Origin of the sequence: Stenotrophomonas sp. AB1(2024) (assembly GCF_037482345.1) — a bacterium.
Lineage (GTDB): Bacteria > Pseudomonadota > Gammaproteobacteria > Xanthomonadales > Xanthomonadaceae > Stenotrophomonas.
The window spans coordinates 2,425,947-2,450,280 of sequence record NZ_JBBHKO020000001.1 but is presented as its reverse complement, the minus strand read 5'-3'; the positions used below and the strand labels follow the sequence as shown (position 1 = coordinate 2,450,280).

The following is a 24,334-nucleotide window of genomic DNA, read 5'->3' as shown; positions in this document are numbered from 1 at the left end:
TAGGCTCCGCGAACAAGTTGCACGCTGCACTGCAAAACAATACTGGCGGGTACAGAAGCCTCCATTTACCTGAATAGCACCTCACGCGACCGGCAAACGCCATTCCACCTTGGTCGCAGCCGGCCGGGAGGTGCGATGGCGGATAATGATGATCCCCCACAAAACGTAGTCGTCATGTCCGTTGATCGCATTGCCGACGCGCGCCTGCGCGGTCGCGTTGTATCTGCCGAAGCCGCCGCCGCGTTGATCCAGCCCGGTGAGACGGTGGCCATGAGTGGCTTCACCGGCTCGGGCTACCCCAAGGCGGTGCCGGTGGCGCTGGCCCAGCGCATCGAGGCGTTCCACGCCGACAACCTGCCCTTCCAGATCAGCCTGATGACCGGCGCGTCCACCGCCCCGGAACTGGACGGTGCGCTGGCCAAGGCCGACGGCATTGCCATGCGCATGCCGTTCCAGAGCGACCCGGATGCGCGCAACCGCATCAATGCGGGCCTGCTGGACTACATCGACATCCACCTCAGCCACGTGGCCCAGCACGTGTGGTTCGGGTTCTATGGCGAGATCGATACGGCGGTGATCGAGGTCTCGGCGATCCGCGAAGACGGTTCGCTGGTGCCCTCTACGTCGGTGGGCAACAACAAGACCTGGCTGGACCTGGCCAGGAAGGTGATTGTCGAAGTCAACGAATGGCAGCCGGCCGGCGTGGACGGCATGCATGACATCTACTACGGCACGGCGCTGCCGCCGCACCGCAAGCCGATTCCGCTGGTGTACGGCAACGACCGTATTGGTGAGACGGCGCTGCGCTGCGACCCGGACAAGATCGTGGCGGTGGTGCGCACCAATGGCCCGGACCGCAACAGCCCGTTCAGCCCGATCGATGCGACCAGCGAGCAGATTGCCGCGCACCTGATTGAATTCCTGAAGCACGAAGTCGCGCGCGGGCGCCTGCCGGCGAACCTGCTGCCGCTGCAGAGCGGCGTGGGCAATATTCCCAATGCGGTGCTGGCGGGCCTGGGCAAGAGCGGCTTCCGCGACCTGAGCGCGTTCACCGAGGTGATCCAGGACGGCATGCTGGACCTGCTGCGCGACGGGGTGCTGAGCTATGCCTCGTGCACGGGGTTTGCGTTGAGCCCGCAGGCCAACGAGACGTTCAAGGAGAACATCGATTTCTACCGCGAGCGCATCATCATGCGCACGCAGGAGATTTCGAACCACCCGGAACTGGTGCGCCGGTTGGGCTGCATCGGCATGAACGGGATGATCGAGGTGGATCTGTACGGCAACGTCAATTCCACGCATGTGATGGGCACGCGGATCATGAACGGCATTGGCGGTTCGGGCGATTTCGCGCGCAATGGGTTCCTGTCGGCGTTCCTGAGCCCTTCAACGGCCAAAAACGGGACCATTTCGGCGATCGTGCCGATGGTGAGCCATGTGGACCACACCGAACACGATGTGTCGGTGATCGTGACCGAACAGGGCCTGGCCGACCTGCGCGGGTTGCCGCCGCGCAAGCGCGCGCGGGTGGTGATCGACAATTGTGCGCACCCGGAGTTCCGCGACCAGCTCAACGATTATTTCGAGCGGGCGAGCCGGGATAGTTACGGCAAGCACACCCCGCATCTGTTGCCGGAAGCGTTGTCGTGGCACCAGCGGTGGTTGGATACGGGCACGATGAAGTTCTGAGCAGCTGCAACGAAAAACGCCGGGAAATCCCGGCGTTTTTCTTTATTTCTGGTGCACGTTTGTGATGATGTCGAACGTGTGAGGGCATGTACCGCCCAACGGTCGGTACCTACCGGGGTTGGCGCGTTCCGGTAGGCCACGACCGTTGGTCGTGGCGCAGGCAGGCGATCAACCGCGCAGGCTGTCCAGCGATTCCTGCTGCAGGCGTTCGTAGATGGCGAACTCGTCGTCCACCTTCATGCCCAATGCCTGCTCGAACGCATCGCGGTTGGCGTGGGCAGCGTAGGCGCGCTGTTCTTCACCACCGAGGTTGGATTGGAAAATACCCGCTGCACTGACCGGCAGGAAATCTTCGTAGACGATCGGATCAGCGTTGGCCAGGCCAGCGGCCACCATCGCTTCGGCCGGCAGGTCGCCGACGGCAGCCGGGTTGGCGCGGCCGGCCTCGGTGAGGGCGTAGCGGTAATACCCCAACCCTTCGCGGCGCAGGGTGTCGTGGTCGTCCGGGAACGCGGTGAACGCCGCCGCCAGGCGCGTGGGGTAGTCCTGCCCGGTACTGCCGGCGCCGCCGGCATCGCGGGCCTGCGCCAGCAGCCGGTCATACAGTGCGCGGCCCTTCGGGGTGAGCGCCAGGCCACGCTGTTCAATCTCGCCGAAACGCGCGGTGTGGGTGCCGGCATCGCCGCTGTCGCCGTCGGGGAAGCTCACGGTCTCTTCCAGTGCCTTGAAGCTGGTCTGGCGCAGCAGGATCGGGCAGCGGCGCGGCGGTGGGCCTTCGACCACGGCCTTGGCGTCGATGCCCCGAGCGAGCATGCCGGCCTGCGCGGCGTCGATATCCAGCGTGCGCGGGGTGAGGTGGTTGATGTGCGGGCCACGGAAGCTGACCACGTCGGCCACCAGCCGGTGCGCGTTGCTCAGCGCGTGGTAGGTGGCCAGCGAGACGGTGGCATCGCTGTGCCAGCGGAAGGTTTCCAGCGCGGCCAGCACGAAGCGGCGGGCGTCGTTCTGGTCCAGGCCGCCTTCGCGTTCGGCCTGTTCGATCAGCGCCAGCGCCTCATCGGTGAAGATGCGGCGGCGCGCGAGGATGCGTGCGGATTGCTCGCGCAGGGCCTGGTCTTCAATCAGTTCCAGGCGCAGCAGCGAGGTGAACACGCGGAACGGGTTGGCGGCCAGCGCGGAGGCGGTGCGCGGGCGGAAGGCGGTGGAATGCACCGGCACGCCGGCCACGGACAGGTCGTAGTAGCCGATCGGGTGCATGCCCATCACCGCGAACAGGCGGCCCAGGATGGCCAGCTCTTCGGCGGTACCGACACGGATGGCGCCGTGGCGCTCCTGCGCCAGGCGGCCGCGCTCGTCATTGCGCTCGAGCTGCTCGGCCAGTGCCGGATTGTCGGTGAGTACCGCATCGTTGATCTCGGCCACCAGGTCGACCAGGGTGCCGTACAGCGGCACTTCGGTGCGGTACATGGTGGACATGGCCTGGGCGAACAGGCTGCGGATATCGTCGGGTGAAACGAAACGGTCGGCGCTCATTACGTACTCGGCAACGGATCACGAGGGGGACAGCAATCGCCCATTGTCGCCGAGGTGAGCGGTGACCGGCGAGGTGCACAGCAGCATCGGGAGCCCCTTCCCCGTCGAGGGTCACGCCATTACCGGATGCGGTGGGTGCAACGGCAGGGGTGCTCCTCCGCATCCTGCGGCCGCACCACTCGTGCATCCATGCACATCGTCGATCGGGATGCGACCCTACCGTTTGGCTTCGGCGGCGGATGCGGCTTTGTCGCGTTGGGTGCGGTCGCCGAGCTGGCGCTTGAGGGTGGCATCCAGGGTCACCGGGCGGTCCCAGTGGTCGTGGCTGGCCACGATGGCGTGGCGCAGGGTGCGCCAGTGTTGGTTGGTGGGGGCGACCGGCATCGTGGTTACCACCTCGGCCCAGCGGTTGTCTTCGCCTTCGTCGGGCACGAAGCGCGACCAGGCCTGTACGGCATCCCGGCAGGAGCGCTCGGTGGCCTTGGCCCAGAAGCAGGCGAAATAGATGTCGCCGGCCTGCCAACCGTGGGTGTAGAACAATGCGGCGATGTAATCGCGCGGCACGCCGGCGTAGCGCGCTACCTCGTCGAGGAAACTCTCCGGGTAGCGCTCGGCGTAATGGTTGATGTCCTGCAGCTGGGTATCGACCCACGCGTCACCGGTATGTACCTGGTACGCCTGGGATTTCTCCGGCGTCTGCTGCGCGGCGGCCAGCAACGGCAGCCACAGCAGCAAGGCGACCAGCAGCAGGCGCAGGCGCTTCACCGGCTCAGCCGCCCGCGGCCTTGGCTTCAATGGCGCGCAGGGCCTGCGGCCAGTCGAAGGCGGTGGCCGCTTCCACCATGCGCGGCTCATCGGCCGCCACGCCGTGCTGGGTCTCGTGCGCCCAGGTCACCGCATACGGGGTGTGGATGCCCCAGCCACCCAGGGTGACCACCGGTTCGATATCCGACCGCAGCGAGTTGCCGACCATGACGAAACGCTCCATCGGCAGGTCGAACTCCTCAAGCACGCGCGCGTAGGTTTCCGGATCCTTCTCAGACACGATTTCGATGCGCGGGAACAGGTCGCGCAGGTGGGCGACCTTGATCTTGGCTTCCTGGTGGAACAGGTCGCCCTTGGTGATCAGCACCACCGGGTAATCGCGGGCGATCTCGGCAACGGATTCACGCACGCCGTCGATCAGTTCAACCGGGTGGCGCAGGGTGTCATGGCCGATGTCGAGGATCAGCTGCAGGTCGCGCGCGGCAATGGTCTTTTCGGTGATTTCGATGGCCGCTTCGAGCATCGAGAGGGTCATGCCCTTGACGCCGTAACCGAACACACCGAGGTTGCGCTGCTGCACTTCGAGCAGGTGGCGTGCGGTGGCGGTGTCGTGCACGTCGATGTAGCGCGACAGGATGTCGAGGTAATCCTGCTCGGCCTTGCGGTAGTAGTCCTCGCTCTTCCACAGCGTGTCGTCACCGTCAAAACCGACCAGGCCGATGGCGCCGGTGGGCGCGGGCATGGAGGTCATCATCGCCCAAGGATACCAAGCGGGAAAGAAGGAAGGGCGGCCCAAACCGCCCTTCCCGACCATCCACCGTTGTCCAGCGGTTTCAGGCTTGCTGCTGGGTTACGGGCTCCGGGTGGGGTCAGCCGACCAACGGTCGGCGCTACCGCCGGGCACCGTCGGCGACGCCCGGCTTGGTGCGCGTTTAGCGCGCCGGGGCGGCGTTGCCGCCGGCTGCGGCGCCCTGCTGGGCGGCGACGTAGGCTTTGTACTCGTCCTGGGTGAGCTTGCCGTCCTTGTCGGCGTCGGCCTGGCCGAAGACCTGGGCGAGGCCTGCGTTTACTTCGGCCTCTTTCTTGCTGATGGCGCCGTCACCGTCGGTATCGACGCTGGCCCAGGTCTGGCCGCCACCGCCACCGGCCTGCGACGAGGCCTGGGCAGCCGCGCCGGCCGCCTGGTCAGCCTGTGCCGCCGACTGCTGGGCCTGCGCTGCCTGGCCTTGGGCCTGCGCGGCACTCTGCTGTGCGGTCTGGGCCATCGCCGGAATGGCCAGAACACTGCCGGCGGCGACGATCAGGGCGATCAGGGGCTTGCGGTTGCGAATAGTCATCGGGTGGTCTCCTTGAGGGATGTTGCGCGGCTCGTTGTTTCCGCACGGCCCCACACTGCCAGCCCGTTTGTGAATCGACCTTGCCCCGCAACCGGCATGCGCACGCGGTCTTAACCACACGCGCGCAGCGCTCCGTTACCCCTGCGGTTACGCGCAGGTGAGCGATTGGTAAGACGAACATTCAATCCGCCTGGATTTAACCGGATGCGAACGAAAACTCAGCTGTCGCTGGCGCTTTTTTCGCCTGAGCGGGAACTGAACAAAAGCCAGCCCAGTGCAACACCGCCCAACGCGCCGGCCACTTCCAGCACCACGCGCGAGCCCAGTTCGTTGGGATCGTGGATAGTGGCCAGGAACAACCGCGCGTACAACGGCGATTCCAGCCGCATCATGCCCATGTAGAACAGGTTCCACGCATCGATGCCCGCTGCGCCCACCACGGCGATCACGCAGGCCCAGCCGATGGCGTGCCCGTCCGACCACCCGGCCCAGCGGCACACGCGGTGCCACAGCGCATACACCAGCACGCCCAGCAGCAGGGCGATCAGCCCGGCTTCCAGCGTGCCCAGCAATCCAAAGTGCAGCGGCAGGTTCATCGTGATCCGTAGGTTCGGTGAGCGCGCATTGTAGGCGCTCAGCGCACCGGGACGTCGAAGGCGGTGGTGGGGCTGGGCTCGGGGCTGAGGGTGTAGTGCCACCACTCCTGGGGGTAGTTGGCGAAGCCCTGGCGCTGCATGGCCTGCAGCAATGTCTGCCGGTTGCGGTACTGGGTGGGGGTGATGTCGGGCGCGTCGGTATGCGCGCGCGGGCCGAAGAAGTCGAAGTCGGTGCCCATGTCGATCACGCTGCAGGGGTCGCTGCGGCAGTCCAGCAGGCCCAGGTCGACGGTGGCGCCGCGGCTGTGGCCGGAGGTTTCGGCAATGTAGCCGCCCAGCAGCGCCGGCTTGTCCAGCCCGGGGTACTGCTGCGCCCTGCGCGACTGCTCCAGCGGGTCGTTGGCCCAGTCCACGAACGCCCGCACCGACTGCGCCGGGCGGTAGCAGTCGAACAGCTGCAGGCCGTAGCCCTGCCCGCGCAGGTCTTCTTCCACCTGGGCCAGTGCTTTCGCGGCGGGGCGCAGCAGCAGGCACTTGGGCGCTTCATAGCCGGGCACCGGGCGGCCGGTGAAATTGTTGGGCCCGGCGTAGCGCATGTCCAGCGTGATATCCGGCGAGAGCGTGGTGATGTCGACCAGGCCGGCCTGTTCGGCGGTGCGCACCAGTGCGATGTGCACCGGCTGGGCCGACACCGGCGGTGCGACTGCTGCGAACAACAGGCTAAGGGCAATCGCCGACGCGGCTGAAGTGCAGGTCCTGGTAGTCATAGCTGAAGTCGATATCCGGATCGATCGCGCTCAAGGTGAGCGTCGGCGGGGTACCCGGCTCCACCTGCAGCCAGGGTTCTGCATCCGCCCCGAGGGTATCCCACTGCACCAGCCAGCGGGAACCGAGCTGCATCACGGTTCCGCGCAGCGAAGGCGATTTGTCCACGCTGAAGCGCAGTTTGCCGTTTTCCGGGCACAAGCGGGCCTGGCCCAACCAGGGGTCGCGATACAGGCCGGGTACGGCCACGCCCTGCGTGGCTGCGGGTTGGTCGGCGCCGCTCAGCCACGCAGGGCGTGGCTCTACGGGTTTGCGCGCGGTCGTATCGGGGAGGGCGTGGGCGGCGTTGCGGTTGACCCGTTCGGCCTGCAGCTGCGCGGCGTAACCGGCAACGGTCTGCCGTTGCTCCGGTGCGGTGTAATGCTTGAGCGCGGCCTGCATGAGCACGGTGCGCGCATCCTCGCCTTCGCCGTTGATCAGGATCACCACGCCGACCCTGCGGTCCGGCAGCAGCGCGAGCGAGGAGTACATGCCCGACAAGGTGCCGGTGTGGGCGACCTTCCATTGCCCGTCCATGTCAGACAGGCGCCAGCCATACCCATAGGCGGAGACATGCGCGTTGTCCCAACGGCGCTGGCGTTCGCCGAGCGGCATGGGCATGTGCGCGGTCCACAGCGCGCGGCGCTGGGTCTGGCTGAGCCAGCCGGGCACGAGTGCGGGATCAAGCAGTACCTGCATCCAGCGCGTCATGTCGCGCAGGCTGCAGCGGATGCCGCCGGCGGCCATGGACGTCAGGTCCGGGGCGATGGCGGTGTCGGCGTTGACCACCACGTTGCGTCCGTCGCGCGGTGCGTGCGGCTGGGCGACATTGCCCACCTCCGCGACCGACCACGTTCCTGCCTGGCAGCGGGTCATGCCGAGCGGGACGAACACGTCCTCGCGCAGCAGCTGGTCATACGGTTTGCCACCGGCCGCCGCAGCCACTTCACCGGCCACCACATACATCAGGTTGTCGTAGGCATAACCGCTGCGGAAGCTGGTGACCGGCTTGAGATGGGCCAGGCCGGCAATGATGTCGGCGCGGCTGAAAGCGTTGGGCTCGGGCCACAGCATCAGGTCGCCCGCGCCCAGGCCGAGCCCGCTGTTGTGGATGAGCAGGTCGCGTACCTGCATGTGCCCGGTCACCCACGGGTCATGCATGCGGAACTGCGGCAGGTACCGGGTAACGGGGTCGTCCCAGGCCAGCTGGCCGCGATCGACCAGTCGCGCCAGTACCGCTGCGGTCATGGCCTTGCTGTTGGAGGCGATCTTGAACAACGTATCGGCATCGATGGGTTCGCCGCTGCCTGCCCGACGTTCGCCGGCCGTGTGCGTGTAGACCACCCGACCGTCTTCCACCACGGCCATGGCCAGGCCCGGCAGCGCGTAGTGCTGCCGGGTCTGGTCGAACAGCGCCTGGAAGCCGGGCTCCGTGGCCGCGGCGGTGGCCGATACCGCCAGCCCCGCCGCCGCACACAGAACCCACCGCTTCAAGGCGCCCATGCCCTCAATAGTTCCACGTCACCGTGAGCTGTGCATAGCGCGGCGACTGGAACCCGGTGCCATAGCCATACAGCGGGTTGGGCGTGCCGATGCTGTCCTGCGGCTCGTAGTCCTGGTCCACCGATACGATGCGCTGCTGGTTGAGCACGTTGTACACGGCCAGCTTCAGGCTCAGGTCCAGCGGCACCGGCACCTTGTAGGCAATGCTCATGTCCAGGTCGTAGGTCCACGGGGTGCGGCCGTCGCCGGCACGCGGCGAATGCACGAACACGCGTTCGGACGGCACGCTGGACTGGCAGTTGGACACGCACACGAAGTAGCTGCGGAAGTCGGTGGCGTCGTACGGATTGCCGGCACCGAAGCGGGTGATCGGGCTGCCGGACTGGATGCCCAGCGTGGCGGCCACGGTCAGGTTTTCGGTAATGGCGTAGCTGCCGCGGAACTTGAACTGGTGGCGGCGGTCATTGGCCAGGTAGCCGTAACCGCGGTAGTTCACCCACGGGTTGTCGAAGTTCTCGGTACGGCCCGAATCGGCGAAGTCGGTATCGGAATTGACCGGGCCTTCGGCGTTGCCCTTGCCGTAGGCCAGGGTGTAGGACGCGTTGAAGCCCCACTTGCCATCCCACGCGCGGTCGACCTGCAGCTCCAGCGCCTTGTAATCGCGCTTGGGCTTCACCCAGCCGCGCTGACCCACGTAATTGCCATCATCGTCGTACAGCGCCCAGCCTTCGCGCGAGGTATCGATATCGATCCAGGCATCGTTGCTGCCGTCGCAGTCGCTGTCGCCCCACACGGTGTTGGTGCGGCCCGGATTGCCCATGATCCACACGCCATCGAAGGCACCGCACTGGCCGGTGGCGGTGATGTTCATGTCGTCGATGGCGTTGTTCAGGCGGCGATAGGTGACGCTGGCGCCGACCGACCACGATTCGCTGAGCATGTGCTGGAAGCCCAGGATCGCTTCATCCTGGTACACCGGGTCCATGTCGCGGTTCACTTCGGCGCGCAGGTCCGGCACGCTGCCATCGCCCTGCGAGTTGTCCACCGGGCCGATCTGGCCGCCGAGCACCGGGATGTTGTTCTCGGCACCGGAGTAACCCAGGAATTCGTACCAGGTGCGCTCATCCAGGAAGCCGCCGGCCTGCTTGATGTTGATGACGTTGGCCACCGGCAGGAAGTAGCGGCCCAGGTTGCCGAACACCTTGGTGGTGCCATCGCCGCGGACGTCCCAGGAGAAGCCCAGGCGCGGGGCGAACATGTTGTCGATCTTGATGTAGCTGTCGCCGTCGCCGCCCTTGTTGTCGAAACCTTCCACGCGCGCGCCGATGTTCAGCAGCAGGTTGGGCGTGACCTGCCAGTTGTCTTCGATGTAGTACGCCGAGTTGATGGTTTCGAACGAGCCGGCCACTTCATAGCGGCGCGTGCGCGCGACCAGGCCGCTGGCCGGCACGGTGCCGTCGTTGAGCGAGCTGCCGGGCGTGCGGTAGTAGATGTCGTAGCGCAGCCCGCCCGGACCGGGGTAGGAGCGCTCGTAGTCGGAGGTGTTTTCTTCGCGGTCCAGGCCGAAGCGCAGCAGGTGGTCGCCAAGCGACCATTCGAAATCGGCACGGGCCGCCTTGCGGGTATCCAGCGCCGCTTCCACCTGCGAGCTGCTGGTGCAGCTGCGGTCGCCCTGGAGGTCGGTCGGCACGCCCTGGCTGGCGGTACGGTTGTCGAACACGCGGTTGCAGTTCTGGTCCATCAAGCTGCTCTGCGAGCGGTTGCGCTTGTTCTCGCCGTACATGAGCTTCATGGTCAGGTCGTTGTTGACCTGCCAGCTGTAGGTGCCGGACCAGTTCTTGCCACCCACCGTGTTGTAGATCTGGTTGGTGCGGTCGCCGACGATATCGCCGGTGGCGTAGTCGTACTTGTAGACGTCGGTGATGGTGTCGCTCTTGTCCGAGAAGCCAAACAGCGACAGCATCTGGTTGTCGGTGATCTGCCAATCCAGCTTGCCGCCCCAGAACGGGTCATCGGCGCTGCCACGGTTGAACACGGTACCGGCGTCGTTGGTGGAGCTGGGCTGGTAATCGCGGGCTTCGTACATGCCGAAGAAGAACAGCTTGTCCTGCACCAGCGCGCCGGAGGCGAACACGTTCAGGGCGCTGCGCGAGTAATCGTCCTGGCTGGCGGTGATGTAACGGCTGCCGTCGCTGTCGTAGCGGTCGCGCGCCTGCGACTGCCAGGCACGCGGTTCGACCACCAGCTGCGCGCCGGTCTGGAATTCGTTGGTGCCCGAGCGGGTCACCGCATTGATGACGCCGCCGGTGCTGCGCCCGAACTCCACCGAATAGCCGCCGGTCTTGACCTGGAATTCCTGGTAGAAGCCAAACGGCACCGAGGAGAAGCCGACCCGGTTGTAGAAGTCGGTGACGTTCAAACCGTTGACGTAGACGGTGTTTTCCGCCACCGACGAGCCACCGAAGGAGATGCCCTGCCCGCCCAGCGAGCCCTTGCCCTTCACCGCACCCGGCGCCAGCAGCGCCACGGCGGTGATGTCACGGTCCACCGGCAGCCGCGACAGCTCTTCGCGGGTGATGTTGGTAGCCGATTCGGTCGAGCGCACATCCACCATGTTCACCACCTGCGGCGCGCGCACCTGCACCGTGCCCAGGGTACTCACGCCACTGACCGGCACGTTCACCGTGGTGGCATTGCCCAGGGTCACGTTGACCTGGCCCACCCGCGCCGGCGCACCGCCGGCCACGGACACTTCCAGGTCATAGGTGCCTACCGGCAGCAGGGGAATACGGTAACTGCCATTGGCATCGGCGCGCACCGAGCGCACGAAGCCGGTGGCAGGGTTGCGTACCGTAACCGTGGCGCCTTCCAGTTGCTGGCCCGGTTCACTCAGCAACCTGCCGGCCACCGAGCCATCCTGCGCCATCGCCGCCGGTGCCACGACACCCAGGCAGGCCCCCAATGCGACGCATAGCGCCGCCCGCTTCAAACCGTTCGCTTTCATTCCCTGCTCTCTCCTTCAAGGGTGAAAATGGTGATACCGCCGATTACCGCGTCGACTTCACAGGCACCACGTGCGACTGGAAGTCGTAATTCCATTGATCGAAGTACAGGTTGCCGCCGGACCATTCGACTTCGCCGCGCTGCGAATCCACGGTGTCCGAGCGCGGGTAGCGTTTGGCCGGCTGGAACGGTTGCTGGAAGTCGTCGTTGAAGGCGATGCGATAGGCATCGAGCCCGCCGAAGTAGAAGTCGCGCAGGGCCGGTTCGGCGCTGTCCAGGCGGCCGGTGGTGACATCCATCGGCACCCAGCCATATGGGGCCAGGTACAGCGCGCCCCAGTCGTGCAGGTTGTTGTAGCCCACCGCGTCATCGGAATAGACCATGCCCGACTGCCAGCGCGCGGGAATGCCGTTCAGGCGCAGCAGTGCGATCAGCAGCAGCGTCTGCTGGCCGCAGTCGGCGTGGCCGGCGTGCAGGGCGTAGTCGCTGATGTTGGAGAGGGTGGAATATTCGCGGGCACCGGCCCACGGAATCTGGTCGACCGCGTCGAACAGTTTCTGCGCGATGCGGTAGGGGTTGGTTTCGCCGCCGACCACGCGCTGCGAGAACGCACGCAGCGCCGGGGTGAACACCACGTGCGGCGGCTGTTCGGCCAGGTAGGGCTGCAGCGCGGCATCGTCCGGGGTGGGCAGCACCTTGGCCGGATCAATCTCGTTGTGGCGCGCGTACACGGTAACGGCGTAGCGGATCTCAAAACGGGTGGGCGTGCCGGCCACGGCCTTCTGCTGCAGGTGGACGGTGCGCTGTTGGGCAGCTTCCGGTGCGATCACCGCGCCGCTTTTCGGGCCGATCCAGGTGATGTCTTCCTGCTGGCCGGGAATGGCACGCGGGTACGGAATCCAGGCCTGCAACAGTTCACCGGCGGGCACCGCGTCGGGCTTGACCGTGATCGACTGGGTGACTTCCACACGGCGCGGCACCAGGCTGGTGGCACCGCTGGCCCTGGCCGCCGCGATGACCTCACGGTGGTGCGGAGCGAGGTTTTCGTATGGCCCATCCACCGGCAGCGGCACGTCCGGCGCGCGCCGCGCCCTGGCTTCAGCGCTGACGCGGAACAGGTTGGAGGGCGCACGCTTGAAGTAGCGCCGCTGCCCATCGATATCGAGGTGCTCGATCAGGCCGGCGGCATCCCAGCGCGCGAACTCGTCGTCGCGCAGGTCCGGGATCTGCCTGCGCACCAGCGCCTTGGCGGCCGCCTCGTCCAGGGTGAAGTCCAGCCGCATGCGGCGCATGCGCTCGCGCTGGAAGGCATAGGCAGCGCGTGCTTCTTCGCTGAGCGCGGGATCATTGGTCGCCGTGGTGATGCGGGCATCGGCGGCACTGAATTGGCCCTGGTCGATCTGCGCCACCACGGCGTCCAAGTCCGGTTCCTGCGCGCCGGCCGAGGCGATGGCCAGCAGCAGGCACGCCGTCGCGGCACGCCGGGCGAAGGTCGAAGCAGAACGCGGTTTGCGTACGGGCAGATCCACGGCGACACTTCCCAAGGTGCAGGTGGTAATCGCTGTGTAACACGGGCCTGACAGGTGGTCAATAATTTATTCTTGCTTTCGCTGGAAAAAGGAATAAATATTCCTGACGCTTCTCGAGGAGGATGACCGCTCCATGATCCAGGCTTCCCCCCGCCGCCCCGCGCGGCTTGCGTGGCCGGCGCGTGCCTTGCTGGCGGCGCTGCTGGTACTGCCCGGCAGCGCGACATGGGCCGAAGCGCCCTTTGCGCCGCCGGCTGCATTCGGTGGCGTCATCGGGTTGCGCGAGGCCTACCTCGACCCGGCGTTCTGGGCGGCCCGGTTGCCCGATGCCGACCGCGTGATCCTGGACAGCGCCGGCATTGCCGCGCAGAACGCGCGCATGCGCGCCGAAGACGCCTCGATTCATGACCTGCGCACGCTTCCCGCCCAGCTGACGCGTGCGCGGGTGCTGGCCGACATCCAGGCGCTGTCGCGCTGGCCGCAGAAGCCGCTGTTCGGCGAAGACGAACGGCCGATTCCAGGCAGCGCACGTACCGCCATCGAGGCGAACCTGGCCCTGGCGGCGGTCCCGGCCGAGCGCCCGCTGCAGTACGGGCTGGTCACCCACCGCGCGGCGCTGCGTGCGTTCCCGACCGCGTTGCGGGTGTTCACTTCGCAGGGCGACACCGATATCGACCGCTTCCAGGAATCGGCGCTGTTCCCCGGCGACGCGGTGGCGGTGCTGCATGAAAGCGCGGATGGACAGTGGCTGTTCGTCACCAGCGAGCGTTACTCCGCCTGGATCGAAAAGCGCTTCGTTGGCGTGGGCGATGCGGCAACAGTACTTGGCTACGGCCAGCACGGGCCGTACCGGGTGGTCACCGGTGCCACCGCCTTCACCGCGTTTACCCCGGAAGAACCGCGTGTTTCCCACCTGCAGCTGGAGATGGGCGTGCGCGTGCCGGTGCTGGCCGACTGGCCGCTCAACCAGACCGTGAACGGGCAGCAGGCACATGCCGCGCACGTGGTGCAGCTGCCGGTACGCAACGAGGACGGCACACTGGCGCTGGTGCCGGCGTTGCTGCCGCGTTCGCAGGACACCGCCAGCGACTACCTGCCGCTGACTCCGCGCAACCTGCTCACCCAGAGCTTCAAGTTCCTGGGCGAGCGCTACGGCTGGGGCCATTCCTACGACACCCGTGATTGCAGCGGCTTCGTCTCCGAGATCTACCGCAGCTTCGGCGTGCTGGTGCCGCGCAATACCAGCGCGCAGGCGGTGAGCCCGGCGCTGGACCGCATCGCCTTCAGCGGAAAAGACGGCAAGGCCAGGCGCAACGCGGCCGTGCAGCAGCTGCAGGTGGGCGACCTGGTCTACATTCCCGGCCACGTGATGGTCACCATCGGCCAGCTCGACGGGCAGGCGTGGATGATCCACGACACTGCCGGTGGCAGCTGGTTCGGACCGGACGGCAGGCGTGTGCAGGCACACCTCAACGGCGTTTCGGTGACACCGCTGCAGCCGATGATGGCCAGCGACACCGAGAGCTACATCGACCGCATCACCAACATCCAGCGCATCCGGCCCCAGACTCCTTGATGAAAATCACCGACATTGAACTTGGCATGCTGCGCGTGCCGCTGAAAACCCCGTTCAAAACCGCACTGCGCACCGTGGACACCGTGGAGGACGTGGTGGTGCTGGTCCGCACCGACACCGGCCACACCGGCTACGGTGAGGCGCCGGCCACGGCGGTGATCACCGGCGATACCCACGGTTCGATCATCGAGGCGATCAACACCTTCATCAAGCCGCGCCTGGTCGGCCAGGACGTGGCCGAGCTCAACCGCAACTGCGCGCTGATCCAGTCGTCGATGGAGCGCAACACCAGCGCCAAGGCGGCGGTGGAAATCGCGGTGTACGACCTGTGGGCGCAGCTGCACAAGGCGCCGCTGTACCAGATGCTGGGCGGCGGCGACCCGGTGATCACCACCGACATCACCATCAGCGTGGATTACATCGACAAGATGGTGGCCGATTCGCTGTCGGCGATCGACCGCGGCTTCGAGTCGCTGAAGATCAAGGTCGGCAAGGACATCGGGCTGGATATCGAGCGGGTCAAGGCGATCCACGCCGCGGTGCAGGGCCGCGCCCTGCTGCGCCTGGATGCCAACCAGGGCTGGACCGCCAAGCAGGCGGTGCACGCCATGCACGCGCTGGAAGAGGCCGGGGTGGTGCTGGAGCTGCTGGAGCAGCCGGTGAAGGCGGCCGACATCAGCGGGCTGAAGTACGTCACCGACCGGGTCAACACGCCGGTGATGGCCGATGAGAGCGTGTTCAACCCCGGCCAGGTGTTCGACCTGATCCAGCAGCGTGCGGCCGACATCATCAACATCAAGCTGATGAAGACCGGTGGGCTGTCGAACGCGATCCGCATTGCCGACATCGCCGCCATCTACGGGGTGCCGTGCATGATCGGCTGCATGATCGAATCGAGCATCAGCGTGGCTGCCGCCGTGCACCTGGCGGTGGCCAAGAGCGAGGTGATCACCAAGGTGGACCTGGACGGCCCGTCGCTGGGGCAGTTCAATCCGGTCACCGGCGGGGTCCATTTCAACGAGTCGGAGATCACCATCAGCGATGCGCCGGGGCTGGGCATCACTGAAGTGCGGGGTCTGGAAATGCTGCGCCCCCCGCGCTGGTAACCTGCTCTTGTAGCGCCACGCCCTGCGTGGCTGCCTCGCACGATTTGGGTCTACGTCAGCCACGCAGGACGTGGCTCTACACATACAGGAACAGACGCGACCCCCATGCCGCCCCTGGTGAAAATCCGCTCCGAGCGTGACCACATGTCGGCGATCGAACGCCGCATTGCCGATTTCATCCTCGACAACGCCCACCTGCTGCGCGACTACTCCTCGCAGCAGCTGGCCAGCGCGCTGGGCATCAGCCAGTCCAGCGTGGTCAAGTTCAGCCAGAAACTGGGCTTCAAGGGCTACCCGGACCTGAAGTATTCCATCGGCCAGGCGGTGGCCCGCGCCGGTAACGACCCCGCCGCCGGCCCGCCGGCCGCCGCACCGGCCAACGATTACGACCAGCTGGCCGAACGCCTGCGCCTGAGCCGCACCGCCGCCGACGAGGAGACCCGGCTGGCCAACCCGCAGGCGGATGTGGAAACCATCGTGCAGCTGATCGATGGCGCGCCCAAGCTGTTCGTCTACGGCCTGGGCGACGATGGCCTGTACGCGCGCGAATTCGCGATGCGGCTGTCGCTGCTGGGCATGCTCACCGTGCACCACGCCGACCCGATCCTGATGATGGCCAACCTGTCGGCGGCGCGGCCAGGCGATGTGCTGCTGGTGTTTTCCGAGTTCGGCAAGCTGCCGCAGCTGTTCCAGCTCTCGCGCCAGTTCCAGGACGTGGGTGGCAAGGTAGTGTCCATCACCCGGCACAGCGCCAACCCGCTGCGCGCGCATGCCGATGCGGCGCTGGTGGTGTGTGCGCACGACCCGGCGCCGCACGTGGCACAACTGTTGTACCGTTCTGCCTTGCAGTCGCTGCTGGACTTCGTGTTCGTGCTGCTCTGCCATGCCAACCCGGACCGCCACCGCCAGCTCGGGGTGAACCTGGAACGGATCGAACACCTGATCGACACCTGATTCCCGGAGTGCACCCGATGCTGTCGCTGCTGCGTACTGCCCTTGCCGCCGTGCTGGTTGCCAGCGCCCTGCCCGCTTCCGCCCTTACCCCCGTGGCCACGCCGCTGCAGGGCAACGGCCAGATGATCGTGGTGACCACCGAGGGCTGGGATGCCACCCACGGCCGGCTGCAGGCCTATGCGCGCACCGCGCAGGGCTGGCAGCCGCACGGGGCCGCGTTCGAGGTGGCGGTGGGCCGCAACGGCAGCGCCTGGGGCGTGGGCGTGCTGCCGGCGCCGAACGGCGATGGCCCGCAGCAACCCGGCGAGCCGGTCAAGCAGGAAGGCGATGGCCGCAGCCCGGCCGGCATCTTCAGCATCGGCCCGGCGTTCGGCTATGCGCCGAAGATCGACAGCGCGCTGCCCTACCAGCCGATGCTGGAGAGCAGCTACTGCATGGACGTGCCCGATTCGCAGTACTACAACCGCATCGTCGATGCCGAGGTGGTGGGTGCCGATGCCGTGGAAGGCTCCACCGAGCCGATGCGGCTGGACCTGCACAACAAGGGCGATGTGCGCTACCGCGAAGGCTTCGTGATCGAACACAACCCGAACGCCGAACCGCGCCGGGGCAGCTGCATCTTCGCGCACCTGTGGCGCATCCCGGGTGAGGCCACCGCCGGCTGCACGGCGATGCAGCCCGAGCATATGCGCGACCTGCTGGCATGGCTGGACCCGGCCCAGCGCCCGGTGTTCGTGCTGCTGCCGCGCGCGCAGTACCAGCGGCTGCAGCAGGACGGGCAGTTGCCGGCGCTGCCGAAGGCCGCACGATGAGCGCCGCGCCCGAACCGCAACTGGAACGCGCGGTCAGCCGTTGGCAGATCGTGGGGCTGTCGATCAACGATGTGATCGGCAGCGGCATCTACCTGCTGCCTGCGGCCACCGTGCTGCTGCTCGGCCCGTTCAGTCTGTGGGGCGTGGTGGCAGCGGGCATCGTGGTGGCACTGCTGGTGCTGTGCTACGCGCAGGCGGCCAGTTACTTCGATGAACCGGGCGGCAGCTACCTGTATGCACGCGAGGCGTTCGGGCGCTTTGCCGGGTTCGAGATCGGCTGGATGATCTGGCTGACCCGGATCAGTTCGGCTGCGGCGCTGAGCAACGCGCTGGCCGATGCGGTGGCGCGGTTCTGGCCGTGGGCCGGGCACGACGTGGGCCGGATGCTGGTGATCGTGGCATCGCTGGGCTTCCTGACGGCGGTGAACGTGGCCGGGGTGCGGTCTGCGGCGCGTACCGGGATCGTGCTGGTGATCGGCAAGATGCTGCCGCTGCTGCTGTTCGTGGCGATCGGCGCGTTCTACGTGGATACCGACCTGGCCTTCTCCGGCACCCGCCCGGACCCGCACGACCTGCAGCGCATGGGCGAGGCGGCGTTGCTGCTGCTGTATGCCTATGCCGGCTTCGAGAACATTCCGGCCGCTGCCGGTGAATACCGCAACCCGCGCCGGGATATTCCGTTCGCGCTGATCACCATGATCATCACGGTGACGGTGATCTACGGCGCGGTGCAGTTCATCGCGCAGGGCACGCTGCCGGGGTTGGCCCAGTCGGCCACGCCGCTGGCCGATGCCGCTGCCGGGTTCGGTGGCGAGGCACTGGCGCTGATCCTGACGGTGGGCGCGACGATCTCCATCCTGGGCACCAACAGCAACACGATGATGATGGGCCCGCGCTTCCTGTTCGCGCTGGCGCGCGATGGCTACGGGCCGAAGCTGCTGGCACAGGTGCACCCGCGCTTCCGCACGCCGGCCGCGGCGATCATCACCCAGGGCCTGATCGCGCTGGTGCTGGCGCTGTCGGGGTCGTTCGTGCAGCTGGCGCTGCTGTCGATGACCACGCGCCTGTTCGCCTATATCGGCACGGCGGCGGCGGTGATCGTGCTGGCGCGCCGTTTCCGCGAGCGGCCCGGTGCACTGAAGCTGCCGGGTGGCCCGCTGATTCCGATCCTGGCGCTGGTGCTGTGCCTGGCGTTGTTCGCCAGTGCCAGCTGGCAGAACATTGCGGCGGCCGCCATTGCGTTTGCGGTGGGCGGGGTGATTTACCTTCTGCCGCGAAAGGACGCGGGTTGATCGGCGCCGGTGGCACCGCGCACAGCCACGCAGGGCGTGGCTCTACGGCCGGGCGCCGGATGAGTCCGTGCGCGGAATCGGCGTAGCCGATCCCCGCACCCGCCCACGAGGGTGACGTATGGTCCACGCCCCGTTGATGGCCATGGTGTACAACTGCGGCTGGCCATTTGCGTCCCCTTCCGGAGATTTCCCATGACCCGCCGCCTGCTGCTCAGCCTTGCCCTCACCGCCACCCCGGCCCTGTTCACCACTGCCTGCGTGGCCGCCGATACGCCCGGGGCAGCGTCCGCGCCTGCACTGGAAAAGGCGCAATGGCCGTTCACCGCAGCTGAATTCGCGACCTTCGACCAGCCCTGGGCGATGAGCTTCCTGCCCGATGGCAGCCTGCTGGTGACCGAGAAGGAAGGCAGGTTGAAGCACTTCAACCTGGCCACCCGCAAGAGCGCGGAGATCAAGGGCGTGCCGAAGGTCGCCTACGGCGGCCAGGGCGGCTTCGGCGATGTGCTGCCGCACCCGAAGTTCGCCGCGAACAAACTGGTATACCTGAGTTACGCCGAGGAAGGCGAGAACGACACCCGCGGCGCGGCGGTCGGTCGCGCCAAGCTGGTGCTGGCCGCCGATGGCAGCGGCACGCTGGAAGACTTCAAGGTGATCTGGCGCCAGACCCCGAAGGTGGAAGGCAAGGGTCACTACGGCCACCGCCTGGCGTTCGGGCCGGATGGCAAGCTGTGGATCACCTCCAGCGAGCGCCAGAAGTTCGACCCCGCGCAGGACATGTCCGGCAACCTGGGCAAGATCATCCGCCTCAACGACGACGGCAGCGTGCCGGCCGACAATCCGTTCGCCTCAAAGGGCGGCGTGGCCGCGCAGGTGTGGTCGTTGGGCCATCGCAATGCGCTGGGTATCGCCTTCGACGCACGCGGCAAGCTGTGGGTGCACGAGATGGGTCCAGCCGGTGGCGATGAGCTGAACCTGATCACGCGCGGTGCCAATTACGGTTACCCGATCGTGTCCAACGGCAATCACTACGACGGCCGTGACATTCCGGACCACAGCACGCGCAAGGAATTTGCCGCACCGAAGGTCACCTGGACCCCGGTGATTTCACCGGCCGGTTTCATCATCTACAGCGGCAAGCTGTTCCCACAGTGGGCCGGCAACGGTTTCATCGGCGGGCTGTCGTCCACCTCGCTGGTGCGGGTGGCGTTTGACGGCGACAACGCGCGCGAAGCCGAGCGTTTCCTGATGGGCCAGCGCATCCGCGAAGTGGAACAGGGCCCGGACGGCGCGATCTGGCTGCTGGAAGATGGCAGCAACGGCAAGCTGTTGAAGCTGACGCCGAAGGGTTGATGGAGATTGCGGGCGCCGGGCAATGCCCGGCGCCTTCCGGACGGCCGCGCCGCGCGATGACCAAACGCCGGTGCATTCCGCTGGAATGACGTGCAGCCAGGCAGGGCCTGGCTCTACTGGCCGATGTTGTTGACCTTCACTTCGGCCTTGGCGCAGTCCTTGTCCAGGCACGTGCCGTTGATCCACACCTCGCCCTGGCCCAGCATCACCCCCTGCCCGTTGACGAACAACGTGTCGAACGTCTGCCCGGCAATCAGCTTGGCCAGCGCCGGGGTCACGATCTTGTCGTAGTCGCGCTGGAAGGCGGCGGCATCGGCCACGTTCTGGTTCTTGCCGCCAATGGTGACCCGCACCGGGTAACGCATCAGGCCGGCCACGGCGGCGCGATCACCTGCGGCTACGCCACGCTGCAATTGGTTGAACACGCCTTCATACGGCTCGGCATCGCCGAACAGCTTGGTGATGCGCTCGCGTGCGGCACCTTCGGCTTCGGTCAACGCGTCAGCGGGCGCAGCCGCCGAATCCGTCCCCGCCACTGGCGGTGCGGTATCCGGCGCAGGCGCGCTGCCGGGTTCCACTGCATCCGGGGACACGCCCGCCTGTGGCGCATCTTCAGGGGCAGTGGGCGTGGTGGACGGCGGCGATGTCGATGGCGTTGCCACCTCATCGGCCGGCGCCGTGGGCTGGCTGCAGGCAGCCAGCATCAGCGTGGGAAGCAGGATATTGATCAGGCGCATGTGCAGCTCCGTCGGCATCTCGAAGATGCCAGCGTAGCCCGCAGCGCGTGCAATACCGATGACGGGTAGTGCCAGGCCCTGCCTGGCAACCTCGCGGTGATAGCCAGCAGGATCGCCGGGCAGAGCCCGGCGCTACGTCACTTGGCCAGCAACTCGAACACCACCGGCTCACCACTCGCCGACGACGCACACACCCACAGATCGAACTGGCCCGGCTCGGCACGGAACACGCCATCGCGCCCGGTGAAGCCCAGCGCGTGGCGGTCCAGCGAGAAGCGCACGTCGGTGCTTTCGCCCGGCTGCAAGGCGATCTTGCGGAAATCCTTCAGCTCACGCACCGGCCGCACGCGGCTGGCCACGCGGTCGTGGATGTACAGCTGCACCACTTCCTCGCCCGCCACCGCACCGGTGTTGGTCAGCGTGGTGGTGATCTCCAGCGTGTCTTCCCAACCCAGCGTGTCGCAGCTCAGCTGCGGCACGCCATAACCGAAGCTGGTGTAGCCGATGCCATGCCCGAACGGATACAGCGCCGCGTTCGGGATCTCGCGCCAGCGTGCCTTGAACTCCGACATGGTCGGCAGTTCCGGGCGGCCGGTGCGCGGGTGGTTGTAGAAGAACGGCTGCTGGCCCGACACCTGCGGGAAGCTCACCGGCAGGCGCCCGGAGGGGTTGTAATCGCCGAACAGCACGTCGGCCACGGCCGGGCCGGTCTGGGTGCCCAGGTACCAGGTGATGGCCACGGCCTGGGCATTGCGCACCGCACCCTGCAGCGCCAGCGCACGACCATTGCGCAGCAGCACCACCAGCGGCTTGCCGGTCATCGCCACTGCTTCGGCCAGTGCCTGCTGCGCCGCCGGCAGGGTGATTTCCACCCGCGACTGCGCTTCGCCGCTGTAACGCTGCGGTTCGCCCAGCGCCAGCACCACCACGTCTGCACGCAGCGCAGCGGCGACGGCCTGTTCGATGCCATCCTGCACGGCCGCTTCGAGATCACAGCCGGGCACGATTTCCAGCAGGTTTTCATCGTTGATCGCCGCGCGCACGCCGGCTTCCAGGGTGACGTAGCGTGACTTGTCGCCGAACAACGTCCAGCAGCCTTCGATGTTGTCGCGGTCCTGCACGAACGGGCCGATCAGGGCGATCTTCTGCCCCGCCTTGCGCAGCGGCAGCACGTTGTTGTCGTTCTTGAGCAGCACGATGGAACGGCGCGCGGCATCGCGCGAGAGTTCGTCGTGCGCGGCGATGTGCGAGGTATCGGCTTCGCGTACCGGATCCAGCGACCGGTACGGATCGTCGAACAGGCCGATCGCTTCTTTCAGGCTGAGGATGCGGCGCACCGATTCATCCAGCGTGGCCATCGGCACTTCGCCGCTGTCGATCAGGCCAGGCAGGTGTTCGGCGTAGAAGCCGCTCTGCATGCTCAGGTCCAGGCCGGCGGTGAAGGCCTTGGCGGTGGCGTCGCGGTCGTCGGCAGCGTAACCGTGGGCGACCAGTTCCATATCGGCGGTGTAATCTGAAATCACCACGCCCGGGAACTGCCATTCACCGCGCAGGATGTCGGTGAGCAGTTCGGCGTTGGCGCTGGCGGGCACGCCGTTGATGTCGTTGAAAGAGGACATCACGCTGATCGCGCCGGCCTCGAAGGCGGCCTTGAACGGCGGCAGGTGCACATCGCGCAGGGTCTGCGGGGAGATGTCCACCATGTTGTATTCCATGCCGGCCATCACCGCGCCGTAGGCGGCGAAGTGCTTGGGCGTGGCCAGCAGCGCGTCGGCCGCGCGCAGGTCCGGGCCCTGGAAGCCGCGCACGCGGGCGGCGGCAAACGCACAGCCCAGCACCACGTCTTCACCGGCGCCTTCGGCACCACGGCCCCAGCGCTGGTCGCGGGCAATATCCACGGCCGGGGCATAGGTCCAGTGCAGGCCCGAAGCGGTGGCTTCTACGGCGGTGGCGCGCGCGGTGCGCTCGGCCAGGCCCGGCTCGAAGCTGGCCGCTTCACCCAGCGGGATCGGGAACACGGTGCGCATGCCATGGATGACATCGGCGGCCAGGATCACCGGAATGCCAAGGCGGCTTTCTTCCAGCGCCACCTGCTGGATGCGGCGACCGGCTTCCACGCCCACGCCGTTGAACAGCGAGCCCACCTTGCCCTCGCGCACCTGCTGCAGCACCTGGTCGGCGTTGCTGACATTGGCTTCGGGATTCACGTCCGGCGCGAACGGCCGAACCATGTCCGCGAACACCCCCAGCTGGCCGACTTTTTCTTCGACGGTCATCTGGGCAATGAGGGTTTCGATGCGATCGGAGGCCACCGGCTATCCTTATGAAAACGTTTACAAGGCCGGGATTCTAGCGTTCCCGGGCCCGTTGTGGAGGATTTTGACGTTCATTTTTCGTCCCCGGAGGGAAATCCCGGCGCCGCCGAAGCAGCGCGCGGGGCACAGGAGCTTACTCTGCGGCAGCCCGCTGCTGCTGGGTGGCCATCAACATGGCATCGCTGGAGGCCTGGAACACACGCAGCCCGAATGCCGGCAGGATCGCCAACAGGTGGTCGAACACATCCGACTGGATGCCTTCATAGCCCGCCCACGCCGTGGTGCGGGTAAAGCAGTACACCTCCAGCGGCAGGCCTTCGGTGGTGGGCTGCAGCTGCCGTACCAGCAAGGTCATATCCGTATGGATACCGGGGTGCTGGCGCAGGTAGCGCTCCACGTAGGCGCGGAAGGTGCCCAGGTTGGTGACCCGGCGCGCGTTGACCGCCGCTACGCCCTGCGCCTGCAGCTGAATGTTCCACTGGGTGAGCTCGGCCTGCTTTTCACGCAGGTAGTCGCCCAGCACCGCGAACTGCTCCAGCCGCTGCAGCGCCTGCGCGTCCACGAAGCCCACGCTGTGCTGGTCCAGGTACAACGCGCGCTTGATCCGGCGCCCACCGGCTTCCTGCATGCCGCGCCAGTTCTTGAACGATTCGGTGACCAGCTTCTTGGTCGGAATGGTGGTGATGGTCTTGTCCCAGTTCTGCACGGTGATGGTGTGCAGGGCGATGTCGATCACATCGCCGTCGGCGTTCTGGCTGGGCATTTCGATCCAGTCGCCCAGCCGCACGCGGCCATCGCCGCTGATCTGCACGCTGGCCACCAGCGACAGGATGGTGTCCTGGAAGATCAGCATCAGCACGGCGGTGGCGGCGCCCAGGCCGGTGATCAGCGGGCCCACCTTCAAGCCCAGCAGTTCAGAAACGATGACCAGCCCCGCCGCCACGAAGACCACGATCTTCACGACCTGCAGGTAGCCCTTGATCGGCTTGTTGCGTGAATCCGGACGGCGTTCGTACAGCTCGTTGGCCGCATCCAGCGCGTGCGAGATGGCCAGCGCGACCGTCAGTGCCGCCCAGGCCGTACAGGCACCAATGATGAACTTCACCAGCTCCGGCGGCAGGTCCGGCACGATCCGGATGCCGACGGCGATGACCATGCTGGGCACCACGTTGGCCAGCCGCGAGATCACCCGCAGGTTGCTGCCGCCCTCGCTGCCGCCGTTGCCCGGCAGGCGGCGCACCAGCCGGCGCAGGCCGCGCAGCAGGATGCGCTTGGTGACGAAGTTGGCCAGCCAGGCGGCGAGGGCCAGGGCGCAGAGCACGATGGTCGTGTAGGCCCAGGGCCAGGGTTCGAGGGTGTTTTGCAGGTTTTCGAGCAGCTGTACTGCGATTACGGCGTCTACCATCGTGTGTCGGTTTCTCTTGAGAGTGCGA

Annotated in this window: 19 protein-coding genes; 7 read left to right on the top strand and 12 right to left on the bottom strand. The window is 66.7% G+C overall.

Going from position 1 to position 24,334, the window contains the following annotated elements:
- Positions 1-174: 174 nt before the first annotated feature.
- Positions 175-1,689, top strand: coding sequence for an acetyl-CoA hydrolase/transferase family protein (locus tag WIX41_RS11205; protein ID WP_339447539.1), 1,515 nt, complete (start codon positions 175-177; stop codon positions 1,687-1,689).
- A gap of 168 nt (positions 1,690-1,857) precedes the next feature.
- On the opposite strand, the gene hglS is transcribed toward WIX41_RS11205, so the two are convergent.
- The 9 genes from hglS to WIX41_RS11160 form a co-directional block, all read right to left on the bottom strand.
- Positions 1,858-3,222, bottom strand: a complete 1,365-nt coding sequence (gene hglS / locus WIX41_RS11200) for a 2-oxoadipate dioxygenase/decarboxylase HglS (protein ID WP_339447537.1) — start codon at positions 3,220-3,222, stop codon at positions 1,858-1,860.
- 216 nt (positions 3,223-3,438) lie between these two features.
- Positions 3,439-3,987, bottom strand: a complete 549-nt coding sequence (locus tag WIX41_RS11195) for a hypothetical protein (protein ID WP_339447535.1) — start codon at positions 3,985-3,987, stop codon at positions 3,439-3,441.
- A gap of 4 nt (positions 3,988-3,991) precedes the next feature.
- The gene (locus tag WIX41_RS11190) at positions 3,992-4,741 is read right to left on the bottom strand and encodes an HAD family hydrolase (RefSeq protein WP_409187373.1); all 750 of its coding nucleotides are present in this window, start codon (positions 4,739-4,741) and stop codon (positions 3,992-3,994) included.
- A 178-nt stretch (positions 4,742-4,919) separates the two neighbouring features.
- Entirely contained in the window at positions 4,920-5,324 is a 405-nt protein-coding gene (locus WIX41_RS11185; protein WP_339447531.1) for a hypothetical protein, read from the bottom strand.
- Between the two features lie 218 nt (positions 5,325-5,542).
- Positions 5,543-5,920, bottom strand: a complete 378-nt coding sequence (locus tag WIX41_RS11180; RefSeq protein WP_339447529.1) for a hypothetical protein — start codon at positions 5,918-5,920, stop codon at positions 5,543-5,545.
- A 38-nt stretch (positions 5,921-5,958) separates the two neighbouring features.
- A complete protein-coding gene (locus WIX41_RS11175) occupies positions 5,959-6,687 on the bottom strand; it encodes a M15 family metallopeptidase (RefSeq protein WP_409187372.1) in 729 nt (242 codons plus the stop codon).
- Positions 6,641-8,227 (bottom strand): serine hydrolase domain-containing protein, encoded by a 1,587-nt coding sequence (locus tag WIX41_RS11170; RefSeq protein ID WP_409187371.1) that lies wholly within the window; start codon positions 8,225-8,227, stop codon positions 6,641-6,643. Before WIX41_RS11170 ends, WIX41_RS11175 begins: the two co-directional genes overlap by 47 nt.
- Before the next feature lie 4 nt (positions 8,228-8,231).
- Positions 8,232-11,231 carry a TonB-dependent receptor gene (locus WIX41_RS11165; protein WP_339447523.1) on the bottom strand — a complete coding sequence of 1,000 codons (3,000 nt, stop codon included), beginning with the start codon at positions 11,229-11,231 and terminating at the stop codon, positions 8,232-8,234.
- Positions 11,232-11,274: 43 nt separating this feature from the next.
- Positions 11,275-12,759, bottom strand: coding sequence for a transglutaminase-like domain-containing protein (locus WIX41_RS11160; RefSeq protein ID WP_339447521.1), 1,485 nt, complete (start codon positions 12,757-12,759; stop codon positions 11,275-11,277).
- A gap of 133 nt (positions 12,760-12,892) precedes the next feature.
- Here WIX41_RS11160 and WIX41_RS11155 point away from each other — a divergent pair, with 133 nt between their 5' ends.
- The 6 genes from WIX41_RS11155 (at position 12,893) to WIX41_RS11130 (ending at position 19,849) form a co-directional block, all read left to right on the top strand.
- Complete coding sequence (locus WIX41_RS11155) at positions 12,893-14,335, top strand: SH3 domain-containing protein (protein WP_339447519.1); 1,443 nt, start codon at positions 12,893-12,895, stop codon at positions 14,333-14,335.
- Entirely contained in the window at positions 14,335-15,441 is a 1,107-nt protein-coding gene (locus WIX41_RS11150) for a dipeptide epimerase (RefSeq protein WP_339447517.1), read from the top strand. Before WIX41_RS11155 ends, WIX41_RS11150 begins: the two co-directional genes overlap by 1 nt.
- Positions 15,442-15,546: 105 nt before the next feature.
- Positions 15,547-16,395: a MurR/RpiR family transcriptional regulator gene (locus WIX41_RS11145; protein WP_409187370.1), complete on the top strand. Its 849-nt coding sequence runs from the start codon at positions 15,547-15,549 to the stop codon at positions 16,393-16,395.
- A 17-nt stretch (positions 16,396-16,412) separates the two neighbouring features.
- The gene (locus WIX41_RS11140) at positions 16,413-17,207 is read left to right on the top strand and encodes a L,D-transpeptidase family protein (protein WP_339447513.1); all 795 of its coding nucleotides are present in this window, start codon (positions 16,413-16,415) and stop codon (positions 17,205-17,207) included.
- Positions 17,204-18,499, top strand: coding sequence for an APC family permease (locus tag WIX41_RS11135; RefSeq protein WP_339447511.1), 1,296 nt, complete (start codon positions 17,204-17,206; stop codon positions 18,497-18,499). The genes WIX41_RS11140 and WIX41_RS11135 overlap by 4 nt, the downstream gene beginning before the upstream one ends.
- A 192-nt stretch (positions 18,500-18,691) precedes the next feature.
- The gene (locus WIX41_RS11130) at positions 18,692-19,849 is read left to right on the top strand and encodes a PQQ-dependent sugar dehydrogenase (RefSeq protein ID WP_339447509.1); all 1,158 of its coding nucleotides are present in this window, start codon (positions 18,692-18,694) and stop codon (positions 19,847-19,849) included.
- Positions 19,850-19,962: 113 nt separating this feature from the next.
- Here WIX41_RS11130 and WIX41_RS11125 read toward each other — a convergent pair whose 3' ends face one another.
- The 3 genes from WIX41_RS11125 to WIX41_RS11115 form a co-directional block, all read right to left on the bottom strand.
- Entirely contained in the window at positions 19,963-20,586 is a 624-nt protein-coding gene (locus WIX41_RS11125; protein WP_339447507.1) for a hypothetical protein, read from the bottom strand.
- 137 nt (positions 20,587-20,723) lie between these two features.
- Complete coding sequence (bglX, locus tag WIX41_RS11120; RefSeq protein WP_339447506.1) at positions 20,724-22,898, bottom strand: beta-glucosidase BglX; 2,175 nt, start codon at positions 22,896-22,898, stop codon at positions 20,724-20,726.
- A gap of 136 nt (positions 22,899-23,034) precedes the next feature.
- Positions 23,035-24,306 (bottom strand): mechanosensitive ion channel family protein, encoded by a 1,272-nt coding sequence (locus tag WIX41_RS11115; protein WP_339447505.1) that lies wholly within the window; start codon positions 24,304-24,306, stop codon positions 23,035-23,037.
- Between the last annotated feature and the right edge of the window lie 28 nt (positions 24,307-24,334).

Excerpts from the sequence above, each read along its gene's own strand:
- WIX41_RS11205 (WP_339447539.1), top strand. The coding sequence starts at position 175 with ATGTCCGTTGATCGCATTGCCGACGCGCGCCTGCGCGGTCGCGTTGTA.
- hglS (WP_339447537.1), bottom strand. The coding sequence starts at position 3,222 with ATGAGCGCCGACCGTTTCGTTTCACCCGACGATATCCGCAGCCTGTTC.
- WIX41_RS11190 (WP_409187373.1), bottom strand. The coding sequence starts at position 4,741 with ATGATGACCTCCATGCCCGCGCCCACCGGCGCCATCGGCCTGGTCGGT.
- WIX41_RS11185 (WP_339447531.1), bottom strand. The coding sequence starts at position 5,324 with ATGACTATTCGCAACCGCAAGCCCCTGATCGCCCTGATCGTCGCCGCC.
- WIX41_RS11180 (WP_339447529.1), bottom strand. The coding sequence starts at position 5,920 with ATGAACCTGCCGCTGCACTTTGGATTGCTGGGCACGCTGGAAGCCGGG.
- WIX41_RS11175 (WP_409187372.1), bottom strand. The coding sequence starts at position 6,687 with ATGACTACCAGGACCTGCACTTCAGCCGCGTCGGCGATTGCCCTTAGC.
- WIX41_RS11170 (WP_409187371.1), bottom strand. The coding sequence starts at position 8,227 with ATGGGCGCCTTGAAGCGGTGGGTTCTGTGTGCGGCGGCGGGGCTGGCG.
- WIX41_RS11165 (WP_339447523.1), bottom strand. The coding sequence starts at position 11,231 with ATGAAAGCGAACGGTTTGAAGCGGGCGGCGCTATGCGTCGCATTGGGG.
- WIX41_RS11155 (WP_339447519.1), top strand. The coding sequence starts at position 12,893 with ATGATCCAGGCTTCCCCCCGCCGCCCCGCGCGGCTTGCGTGGCCGGCG.
- WIX41_RS11150 (WP_339447517.1), top strand. The coding sequence starts at position 14,335 with ATGAAAATCACCGACATTGAACTTGGCATGCTGCGCGTGCCGCTGAAA.
- WIX41_RS11145 (WP_409187370.1), top strand. The coding sequence starts at position 15,547 with ATGCCGCCCCTGGTGAAAATCCGCTCCGAGCGTGACCACATGTCGGCG.
- WIX41_RS11140 (WP_339447513.1), top strand. The coding sequence starts at position 16,413 with ATGCTGTCGCTGCTGCGTACTGCCCTTGCCGCCGTGCTGGTTGCCAGC.
- WIX41_RS11135 (WP_339447511.1), top strand. The coding sequence starts at position 17,204 with ATGAGCGCCGCGCCCGAACCGCAACTGGAACGCGCGGTCAGCCGTTGG.
- WIX41_RS11130 (WP_339447509.1), top strand. The coding sequence starts at position 18,692 with ATGACCCGCCGCCTGCTGCTCAGCCTTGCCCTCACCGCCACCCCGGCC.
- WIX41_RS11125 (WP_339447507.1), bottom strand. The coding sequence starts at position 20,586 with ATGCGCCTGATCAATATCCTGCTTCCCACGCTGATGCTGGCTGCCTGC.
- WIX41_RS11115 (WP_339447505.1), bottom strand. The coding sequence starts at position 24,306 with ATGGTAGACGCCGTAATCGCAGTACAGCTGCTCGAAAACCTGCAAAAC.